Source organism: Candidatus Pelagadaptatus aseana (genome assembly GCF_040362265.1).
Classification (GTDB): domain Bacteria; phylum Pseudomonadota; class Gammaproteobacteria; order Pseudomonadales; family Cellvibrionaceae; genus Pelagadaptatus; species Pelagadaptatus aseana.
In genome coordinates, this window is the sequence record NZ_BAABNJ010000005.1 from 319,503 (window position 1) to 328,694 (window position 9,192).

The 9,192-nt window shown below is 50.5% G+C and carries 9 protein-coding genes and 1 rRNA gene; 7 read left to right on the forward strand and 3 right to left on the reverse strand.

Annotated features, from left to right (window positions below):
* The first annotated feature begins 28 nt into the window (after positions 1 to 28).
* From argC to ACPXV9_RS10155, 5 genes are all read left to right on the forward strand, one after another.
* Entirely contained in the window at positions 29 to 1,072 is a 1,044-nt protein-coding gene (argC, locus tag ACPXV9_RS10135) for an N-acetyl-gamma-glutamyl-phosphate reductase (protein WP_423896528.1), read from the forward strand.
* 74 nt (positions 1,073 to 1,146) lie between these two features.
* Positions 1,147 to 1,887, forward strand: a complete 741-nt coding sequence (locus ACPXV9_RS10140; RefSeq protein ID WP_423896500.1) for a DUF6776 family protein — start codon at positions 1,147 to 1,149, stop codon at positions 1,885 to 1,887.
* Between the two features lie 32 nt (positions 1,888 to 1,919).
* Positions 1,920 to 2,321, forward strand: a complete 402-nt coding sequence (locus ACPXV9_RS10145; RefSeq protein WP_423896501.1) for a bactofilin family protein — start codon at positions 1,920 to 1,922, stop codon at positions 2,319 to 2,321.
* Between the two features lie 72 nt (positions 2,322 to 2,393).
* The gene (gene erpA / locus ACPXV9_RS10150) at positions 2,394 to 2,747 is read left to right on the forward strand and encodes an iron-sulfur cluster insertion protein ErpA (RefSeq protein ID WP_423896504.1); all 354 of its coding nucleotides are present in this window, start codon (positions 2,394 to 2,396) and stop codon (positions 2,745 to 2,747) included.
* Between the two features lie 41 nt (positions 2,748 to 2,788).
* Positions 2,789 to 3,268 carry an acyl-CoA transferase gene (locus ACPXV9_RS10155; RefSeq protein ID WP_423896506.1) on the forward strand — a complete coding sequence of 160 codons (480 nt, stop codon included), beginning with the start codon at positions 2,789 to 2,791 and terminating at the stop codon, positions 3,266 to 3,268.
* Between the two features lie 6 nt (positions 3,269 to 3,274).
* Here the strand turns inward: ACPXV9_RS10155 and ACPXV9_RS10160 are convergent, their stop codons facing one another.
* The 3 genes from ACPXV9_RS10160 to ACPXV9_RS10170 all read right to left on the reverse strand — a co-directional run bounded on the left by ACPXV9_RS10160 (position 3,275) and on the right by ACPXV9_RS10170 (position 6,783).
* On the reverse strand, positions 3,275 to 4,216 hold the full coding sequence (locus ACPXV9_RS10160; protein WP_423896509.1) for a hypothetical protein: 942 nt from the start codon (positions 4,214 to 4,216) through the stop codon (positions 3,275 to 3,277).
* A gap of 70 nt (positions 4,217 to 4,286) precedes the next feature.
* Positions 4,287 to 5,420: an anhydro-N-acetylmuramic acid kinase gene (locus tag ACPXV9_RS10165; protein ID WP_423896511.1), complete on the reverse strand. Its 1,134-nt coding sequence runs from the start codon at positions 5,418 to 5,420 to the stop codon at positions 4,287 to 4,289.
* Complete coding sequence (locus tag ACPXV9_RS10170; RefSeq protein WP_423896513.1) at positions 5,413 to 6,783, reverse strand: OapA family protein; 1,371 nt, start codon at positions 6,781 to 6,783, stop codon at positions 5,413 to 5,415. Before ACPXV9_RS10170 ends, ACPXV9_RS10165 begins: the two co-directional genes overlap by 8 nt.
* A gap of 207 nt (positions 6,784 to 6,990) precedes the next feature.
* Here ACPXV9_RS10170 and tyrS point away from each other — a divergent pair, with 207 nt between their 5' ends.
* A complete protein-coding gene (gene tyrS, locus ACPXV9_RS10175) occupies positions 6,991 to 8,283 on the forward strand; it encodes a tyrosine--tRNA ligase (RefSeq protein ID WP_423896515.1) in 1,293 nt (430 codons plus the stop codon).
* A 766-nt stretch (positions 8,284 to 9,049) separates the two neighbouring features.
* Positions 9,050 to 9,192, forward strand: a 16S ribosomal RNA gene (locus tag ACPXV9_RS10180); the annotation flags it as partial.

Below are 9,192 nucleotides of genomic sequence, written 5' to 3' on the forward strand. Positions count from 1 at the left end.
CGTTGTTAGCGTATTGGTAGGTGTTGTTGTGATTCAGGTAGGCATTGTTGGCGGAACCGGTTATACCGGTGTCGAGTTGTTGCGGTTATTGGCGAACCACTCCCAGGCAGAGGTTAAGGTGATAACCTCCAGAGCGGAAGCGGGCGTTCAGGTTTCCGAGCTTTATCCGAGTCTGCGCGGTTTTTACGATCTCGCTTACAGTGTGCCAGACGCGGATGTGCTGGGCGAGTGTGACGTGGTGTTTTTTGCCACGCCCCATGGCGTGGCTCAGGCCATGATGCCCGAGCTGATTAATCGGGGCGTACGCGTTATTGATCTCTCGGCCGATTTCAGAATCCGTGATCAGCAATTGTGGGAGCAGTGGTATGCCCAGGAGCATGCGTGCCCAGAGCTGATTGCCAAGGCGGTCTACGGTCTTCCAGAAGTCAATCGTGCCCAGATTGCTGAGGCGCAATTGGTAGCATGCCCCGGATGTTACCCGACTGCGACTCAACTGGGCTTTATTCCGCTGCTGGAAGCGGGCCTGATTGATCCTTCCGATCTGGTGGCCAATGCTGCATCCGGTGTCAGTGGCGCAGGCCGGCAGGCCAAGATCGACAATCTGATGTCAGAGGTCAGCGACAGCTTTAAAGCCTATGCGTGTGGTGGGCATCGCCATTTACCTGAAATTGAGCAGGGACTGAGAGATGTTCAGCCGGCCGATTCCGTGCAGGCCAAGGTGACGTTTGTGCCCCATCTTTTGCCCATGATTCGCGGCATTCATGCGACCTTGTACGCCACTTTGCTGCCAGGGACAGAGCAAGATTTGCAGGCTTTGTTCGAACAGCGGTACGCTAATGAGCCTTTTGTGGATGTGTTGCCTGCTGGCTCTCACCCGCAAACCCGAACTGCCAAAGGCGCGAACGTGTGTCGCCTCTCAGTATTTCAACCCCAGGGGCGCGACAAGGTGGTCGTGTTGTCGGTGATTGATAATCTGGTTAAGGGGGCCTCTGGGCAGGCAGTCCAAAACATGAATATCATGTTTGGCTTTGATGAAGCTGAAGGGCTGGATTTTGCTGCACTGTTGCCCTGAGTAATGGTGCTGTCTAGAGAATCGGCTCAACGCTGTAAACAGCGATAACAATAATAGTAAGGAGACAGCACAGTATGACCGCTGTAAAAGGCAGTAAGCAGCATCGCATGGTCGTTGTGACGCACCGACCGTGGATCAGGCTGGCGATCACGTCGGCCACTCTGATTCTGCTCATTGGTATGTCCTGGTTCAGTTACTTTTTTGGGTTGAGAGAGGGGCAGGCGCAGCAGGCGATTGCCATTTCCGAGCGCGATGAATTACGTCTGGAAGTCGAAGAGAAGAACAAACAAATTGATGGTCTGCGCCAGGACGTCGCAAATCTTAAGCTGGGCTCACAAGTCGACCGCAAGGCCAGTGAAGAGGTTCGTGCTGAAGTGATCGAGCTCAAGGCGCAGATTGCGGCATTGAAAGAAGACATCAGTTTTTACCGTGGTCTTATGTCTCCGACAGACAACAAAAGTGGTTTGACCATCGGTTCCCTTAATGTCATCTCCACCGGCGTCGCACGTCACTATGAATACAAGTTGGTGGTTCAACAGCTAGCCACCAATCACAAAATGCTGAACGGCTATTTGACCTTTGAAATTTTCGGTCGGCAGGGAGAGCAGTTGATGACACTGCCGTTAAAGGACGTTTCAGACAAGGTCAGCTATGACCGCATCAAACTGCGTTTTAAATACTTTCAAACTCTGGAAGGGCGACTGATTTTGCCTGAAGGATTTGAACCAGAGCGTATTGAATTGACAGCTCGTTCTCTTGGCGACAAGTCTGTCGTAGTCGAGAAGAAGTTCGGTTGGTTGGTACAGGAGAATTGAGTTAAATGTGGGGTAAAAGTAAGGAGAGCTCTATGGGCTTTGCAGCGGGTAGTACGACATTAATTTCCAAAACCACCGAAGTGGTGGGAGATATACATTTTACCGGGAATCTGGAAGTGGAAGGTCGTGTTCGCGGCAATATTTTTGCGGAAGACGGCTCCGATGCCCGGGTTCGAATTGTCGACAAAGGGTTGGTTGAGGGACAGATCAAGGTGCCGACCGTCGTCATCAACGGTACGGTCAATGGTGATGTGCATTCCAGCAAGCATATTGAGCTGGCTGCCAAAGCGGCTGTCAGTGGTAATGTGCACTACAACCTGATTGAAATGGTGAAAGGCGCGCAGGTGAATGGCAGTCTGGTTTATAACGGAGCCAAGGCTAAGGCCAAAGCTGCTCCTGAGGTCGAGGGTTCATCTGAAACCGCGGCCGGATAGTATCTTAATAATTGACTGTTTTACTTGGGTAAAGGGATAATGCCCAAATAGTTGTTATTTATGGAGAAGATAATGTCTGCGCCGCAAACATTCGTCCCTCAGGCGCTACTGGTGACGCCCAGAGCTACTCAGAAGGTTCAGAATCTTATAGAAGAAGAGGAAAACCCGGAATTGAAACTCCGGGTTTACGTCACTGGCGGTGGCTGCTCTGGTTTTCAATACGGTTTTACTTTTGATGAAGCCGTTGCTGATGATGATGCCGTAATCGAACAGGATGGTATTAAGGTGCTGCTGGACGCCATGAGTTATCCCTATCTGGTGGGTTCGCAGGTAGATTATGAAGAAGGGCTGCAGGGCTCGCGTTTCTTGATTCAAAATCCCAATGCCAGCTCCACCTGTGGCTGCGGTGCTTCCTTTACGGTATAGATTCTCCGCTTTCCTTTGAGGGGCTGTGTGAGGTTCAGGATATGATTCGTTATCTGTTGTTGCTCACCCTTGCTTTCCCGGTTGCCGGAAACGCCGCTGTAGAGGGCGAAATAGAGGGCTCTGCAGTTGTTGTGCCTGAGCCTGCCATGCTGCCTCAGGCTAATGGTTATCTGGCGGAGCTCGATAATCACACTCCGTCGGATTTATACAAGGCTCTGGCACGTGCAGAGACCCTGTTTCTGGATGGTCGTCTTAGAGGGCAGATGTCCCCCGCCAGCTTTGTTTTGCATGGACCGGACGTATCGGTGTTCTTTCGCGACAATTACCGCGAGCATAAGGGTTTGGTTGATCTGGCTGCACGCTTATCTGCTTTTGGGGTTGTTGATATTCAGGTGTGCGAGACCCAGACCGGGGTTCTTGGCCGCGATCGCAATGATCTGATGCCATTTGTCGGTACGGTGCCATTCGGGCCGGCAGAAGAAGAAAGGCTGGTAGAGCGCGAAGGTTACGTTTACTTTTAGCTGGGCTTAGCCTCCACCCAGCTGTTCCTCTTTAATAATATAAAGCTGCGGTTTTGACAGGGATGTTGTGTCATAGATGATGCGATGGGGCTGCAAGTGGCTGTCGCTTGGTACATCGATCCAGAAATCGGTTTTAAACAGTGTGACCTTCTGGTTACCGGCATTCAATGGCGCGGTTACGGAATAGAGGTCGTCACCGATGTAGCTCATGCGCTTGGAGCCAAAAGATTGCTTGGCGACGATGAACACTTTCGGAAGCAGAGCCTTATCGCCTTTTTCGAGCTGTTTCTGCGCAGCGTTGATGGCGGCTTTGGCGAACCGGATATCATCGCTGTGAGGTTGTTTCAAACTGGGCCAGCCGGCTTTACGCGCCGGTTTTACAGGTTGTTTTGGTGGTTCCGGTTTGCTGACAACAACAGGTTTGGCTGCCGGTTTGGTCACGTTTTTTTTCTGACTGGCTTCCCGCTTGGCATTGGCTGCCAGTTCAGCTTGGCGTTTCTGTTGTTGTCGCAGCTTTTCCTGTTGCGCCAGTTTTTGCTTGATGCTGGCTTCGTTACGCGTCAGCTTGGCCTGTGATATTTCGATGCCGGTCAGGCGCTGCTGGGTGTCTGCAACACGGTTCTCAACGCGCTCAACCCGGTCCAGTTTGCGGTTGTGGGTTATCGAAATCAGAGTTGCCTGGCGCACATTGCGCTCAGTGGGATCGGTTTTGGCTCGGGCAAACACCTCGGTCATTTCGGCTTTCGTTTTGCTTAGCGACTGTTTGGCTTCTTCGAGGTCAGTGCGCTGCCGTTGCAAGCGTGATTTCAGGGTGTCGTACTCATCGGAGAGTTCCTGCCGTTGTTGTTGGATTTTCTGCAGCTCGGAATTTTGTGCCCAACTTGTTGGCGCAACGATCCACAGGGTGGCCATCACAATGGCAATAAATAGGGAGTTATAGCTTGGCATACGGATACGGTTGGTCTGTGTTCTGTTTTTATTGTTTTTGTAAACGCGAGGGCAAAGTTTAACAGTCGAGTCAGGCTTGGTAAATGCCGCCCAAAATTCGCGTTGCTCTGGCTCCGGTTGCTTTGGGGCAATTTCCCCCCAGTTGATGGAGCGTTTGGTGGGCTAGCCAGGCAAACGCTGCAGATTCAACTTGTTGTGGAGCTATCCCGAGCGCCCCGGTATCACTGACTTCATGTTTTGGTAGCAGGGTTTTGAGGGTGTCAGTGAGGGCTTGGTTAAAGGCGCCCCCGCCACAGCAGAATACTTGTCGGGTGTTGGGCGCATACTGATTGATTGCCTCAGCGATCGTTCTGGCAGTGAATGCCAGCAAGGTGGCCTGAATATCTTCAGCAGGTGCTTGGGTTGTGATGCCGTTGTCTGCGTAAAATCGATCCAGCTCGGTTGATAGCCACGTTAAATTAAAACTTTCTCGCCCCGTGCTTTTGGGTGGGGCGGCCGCGAAAAACGGGTGACTCATAAGTTGCTGAAGCAATGGCGTGATGACATTTCCACTTCTGGCCCAGTCGCCGTTTCTATCAAAGTCCACACCGCGTTGCTGTTGAATCCAGGCGTCCATCAAGACATTGCCCGGTCCGGTATCAAGTCCCCCGTATTCGGCTTCGCTATCAAGAATGCTGATGTTGGCCATGCCGCCGATGTTTAAAATCAACCGGTTGTTGTTGCTGTTGGCGAAAGTGGCCTGATGGAAAGCCGGTACCAGAGGTGCACCTTCTCCACCTGCGGCAATATCGCGACGGCGAAAGTCGGCAATGGTGGTGATGCCGGTTATTTCGGCAATGGTGTTCGGGTCGCCAATCTGGACGCTGTAGGCCTTGTGATCGGTGCTTCTCGGTTGGTGTCGGATGGTCTGGCCATGGCTGCCAATGGCTTGAATATTAGCGGCGCTGATTTGAGCTTCAGAGAGTAGTTTTATGCAGGCTTGGGCAAACAGCTCTCCCAGTTGGCGGTCCAGTGTTGCCATGCGCGCTATTTCATTCGGGCCCTGGCTGCAGAGGTGCAGAATGTTGTTGCGTATCTCTGTCGGAAAGCTCAGGCTGCAGCTTTTCAGTAATCTGGTGTTGCCGTCGGTGATTTCCGTCAGTGCCGCGTCTATGCCATCGACGCTGGTGCCCGACATAAGGCCTATATATAAGCCGTTAGCCATTGTCTTGTTGCTGATTGGTGTTTGCGGCTTGGGCATAGAGCGTTTGCTGATGGAATCCGTCCATATTGGCAAGAAGCGGCTGGGTCTGTTGCTTGAAACGATTCAGCTCGCTTTTGGCAATGGATTTGGCCTTGGGTAACTTGACGGTGACCGGGTTGCGCACCGCGCCATTAACGTAAAATTCATAGTGAAGATGGGGTCCGGTGGCCAGACCCGTTGAGCCAACATAACCGATGATCTGCCCTTGTTTGACCCGGCTACCGCTGCGAACACCACGGCGAAATTTGTTCAGATGGGCGTAGAGGGTTTTATAGGTTTGACCGTGTTGGATGATAACGGTATTGCCATAACCGCCCTTGCGGCCGGCATGGATAACTTTGCCATCACCCGCTGCTTTGATGGGCGTGCCTCTGGGGGCTGCGTAATCTGTGCCCTTATGTGCGCGAATTTTGTTGAGGACCGGATGTTTACGGCGCAGATTGAAATGGGAGCTGATGCGGGCGAAGTCGACAGGTGTGCGCAGGAATTCCTTGCGCATGGTGTGGCCTTCGGGGGTGTAGTAGTGGACGTTGCCCTTGCTGTCTTCATAGCGCACGGCTTTGTAAGCGCGGCCTTGATTAATAAACTCTGCCGCCAGGATCGGGCCGTTACCAAGTTTCTCGCCATCCAGAAATTTTTCTTGGTACATGACTTTAAAGGAATCGCCCTGACGAATATCGAGGGCGAAATCGACATCCCAGCCAAAAATATTGGCCAGTTCCATAATCAAATTGGCATCCATTTGCGCGCGTTTGCCGGCCATAAATAATGAATCGTTGATGGTGGCTTCGCGATAAGCTGTGTGTAGATCCGGCTGGCGGTCCAGTTGTTCGCTGTCGAAGCTGGTGCCGTTGCGGGTAAATTTGAGAGTCGATAACGGATCTTTGCTGTATTGCAGGGCCTGAAGCTGACGATCCTCTATTTGAAATTCAATTTTATGGCCCGGGTGGATGCGCTTTAGGGCGCTTGCTGCTTTATTGGCAGCCATAAATTCATAGAGGGCCCGGTCGCTCAGTCCGGCGCGTTGAAAAATCAGTGACAGATTGTCTCCAGGCTTAACCGTTTCAAGATGCCATGCGGGTTCTTCAAATTTTGGGGCAACCGGCGTTTCGGTTTTGGCAAGCAGCTCAGCGTGTTGCTGGGGCAGTAGTTTAATGGCAAGGGGCAGTTCAGAGCGCTTGGCTTCGGCTTGGTCTGAGGTGGGAATAATCAGAAATGCGAGCAGTGTCGTTACCAATCCCGCGAGAATCATCAGATGCTGCTTGGGAAAGGCATTTAAAAGGGCTGAAATTTGCTTTTTCTTATGATTTTCAGTGCGTTGCATGTCTGATCTATAGTTGAGCTTAGTTTTTGATTCTAACTTGCTAATTTTATAGCAGAAATTGTTCAAAAAATCACCTGTAAGGCTTAGGCCGCAGGTCAGATCTTGTTTTTAGTCGAAGATTCGGTATCTTGGCCGCTTTTCGCGGGAAGCAGCATACCTTATTGGGCCCTGCGATGTGACTTTATTTAAAGGTGTTTTGTGGAAAATATGAACCTGCTTGATGATTTGAAGGCTCGTGGCCTGGTCGCTCAAATGACCGGCGAAGACAATCTGGTGGAACATTTGGCTGAGGCTTCGCGCACATTGTATTGTGGTTTTGATCCCACGGCAGACAGCCTTCATATTGGCAGCTTAGTGCCTTTATTAACCTTGCGCCGTTTTCAGTTGGCGGGGCATAAACCGGTGGCTCTGGTGGGTGGTGCCACCGGTTTGATTGGTGATCCGAGCTTTAAGGCGCAGGAGCGTAAGCTCAATACACCGGATGTCGTGGCTACCTGGGTGGATAAGATTCGTGCGCAGGTATCCGCGTTTATTGATTTTGATTGTGGTAAAAATTCGGCCGAGGTTGTCAATAATCTGGACTGGACGGCGGATGTCAGTATTCTGGATTTTCTGCGCGATGTCGGTAAGCACTTCTCCGTCAATAATATGATCAATAAGGAATCGGTTAAGCAGCGCATTGATCGTGAGGGTGCTGGTATATCTTTTACTGAGTTCACCTATATGTTGTTGCAGTCTTTCGATTTTGCCGAGCTGTATAAAAGAAACAGTTGTACCTTGCAGATCGGCGGTTCGGATCAATGGGGCAATATTGTTGGCGGTGTGGATCTGGCTCGCAAGCTGCACGGTGGTCAGGTCTTCGGTTTGACTTTGCCGTTGGTAACAAAGGCGGACGGTACCAAGTTTGGTAAAACCGAGTCCGGTACTATCTGGCTCGACTCCTCTAAGACTTCGCCTTATGCCTTTTATCAGTTCTGGCTTAACACCGCCGACGCCGATGTCTATAAATTCCTTAAATACTTCACCTTCTTAAGTGTTGAAGAGATTGCATTAATTGAAAAGCAGGACAGTGAGGCGCAAGGGCGTCCTCAGGCTCAGGGTGTGCTGGCCAAAGAAGTGACGCGCCTGATTCATGGTGAGGAGGGGTTGGCGGCCGCAGAGCGTATTACTGAGGCGATGTTCAGTGGTGATTTGGCGGACCTGAGTGAGGCTGATCTGGAGCAGCTGGCTCTCGATGGGCTGCCTTTTACGGAATTGGCGTTGGCGGATGTAGCTGAAAAACCTCTCACAACAGTCTTGGCGGAAAGCGGGATGGTCAAAGCGGCCCGTGAAGCGAAAGATGCTCTGGGTCGTAATGCGGTTCTTTTCAATGGTGAGCCCAAGGGAATGGAAGATAATATGAAGGTGGCGGAGTGCTTTGCTGCTGAAAAGGCACTGTATGGTCGTTTCTTTTTAGTGAAGTTGGGTAAAAAGAAAAATCATTTGTTCAGGGTTGTCTGAGTCCCGGCCTGATTGATTATAAAAAGCCCGCAAAAGCGGGCTTTTTTATGGTTTGAAATAAATAGTTCAAAAACCACTTGCAAGCGTTCAGGGTCGGCCGTATAGTTCGCGCCCTCCTGTTGAGGAGCGCAGCAAAAGCCGGCTGTTAAGCGGTTTTTTGTGACGGCAATTAAGCCTTCTGAAAAGATTTGAAAAAAGTTTTTTTAAGGGGTTGCCAAGGTCGAAACGGACTGTATAATGCGCGCCTCTTCTGACGGAGAGCGCAGAAAAAACTGCTTAATTAGAGTTGGTTTTTTCGAGGCAAAACAGGGTTTAAAAAAGATTTTAAAAACTGCTTGCCAAGCTCAAAACGAGCTGTATAATGCGCCTCCCTGATCGCTGCGGCGGTCAAGGAGAAAAGAAATCAAAAGGCTTTTGTAAGTGATTGATTTCTGGTTTGAAAACCACTTTTAAGTGCTTTGAAAAATCTTCAAAAAAACTTAAAAAACGGTTTACAAACACTGGGAACTGCGTATAATTCGCATCCCACGGTTGAGGGGCTGCTTTGAAGCGGCTAGCAAAATCAACCAGTTATGACAGGCTCCGAGCGAGCTGTCAGTACTTTAAAAGATTAATCAAGCAATGCGTGTGGGTGCTTACGGGATAGTTTTGCGAACACAAAATTATCATTCGTAAGTAACTCATTAATTCATTTATGTGAAGTAATTTGTTCAATTTGCGAATGAGCCAAGTTTAGAAATGGTCGGTACGACATTTCGAAAAATTTAAACTGAAGAGTTTGATCATGGCTCAGATTGAACGCTGGCGGCAGGCCTAACACATGCAAGTCGAGCGCGAACGTTTCTTCGGAAACAAGTAGAGCGGCGGACGGGTGAGTAACGCGTGGGAATCTGCCCAGTAGTGGGGGAC

Bases quoted from the DNA above. Each gene is read 5' to 3' on its own strand.
- erpA (WP_423896504.1), top strand. From the start codon at position 2,394: ATGTCTGCGCCGCAAACATTCGTCCCTCAGGCGCTACTGGTGACGCCC.
- ACPXV9_RS10140 (WP_423896500.1), top strand. From the start codon at position 1,147: ATGACCGCTGTAAAAGGCAGTAAGCAGCATCGCATGGTCGTTGTGACG.
- ACPXV9_RS10145 (WP_423896501.1), top strand. From the start codon at position 1,920: ATGGGCTTTGCAGCGGGTAGTACGACATTAATTTCCAAAACCACCGAA.
- ACPXV9_RS10170 (WP_423896513.1), bottom strand. From the start codon at position 6,783: ATGCAACGCACTGAAAATCATAAGAAAAAGCAAATTTCAGCCCTTTTA.
- ACPXV9_RS10165 (WP_423896511.1), bottom strand. From the start codon at position 5,420: ATGGCTAACGGCTTATATATAGGCCTTATGTCGGGCACCAGCGTCGAT.
- tyrS (WP_423896515.1), top strand. From the start codon at position 6,991: ATGAACCTGCTTGATGATTTGAAGGCTCGTGGCCTGGTCGCTCAAATG.
- ACPXV9_RS10160 (WP_423896509.1), bottom strand. From the start codon at position 4,216: ATGCCAAGCTATAACTCCCTATTTATTGCCATTGTGATGGCCACCCTG.
- ACPXV9_RS10155 (WP_423896506.1), top strand. From the start codon at position 2,789: ATGATTCGTTATCTGTTGTTGCTCACCCTTGCTTTCCCGGTTGCCGGA.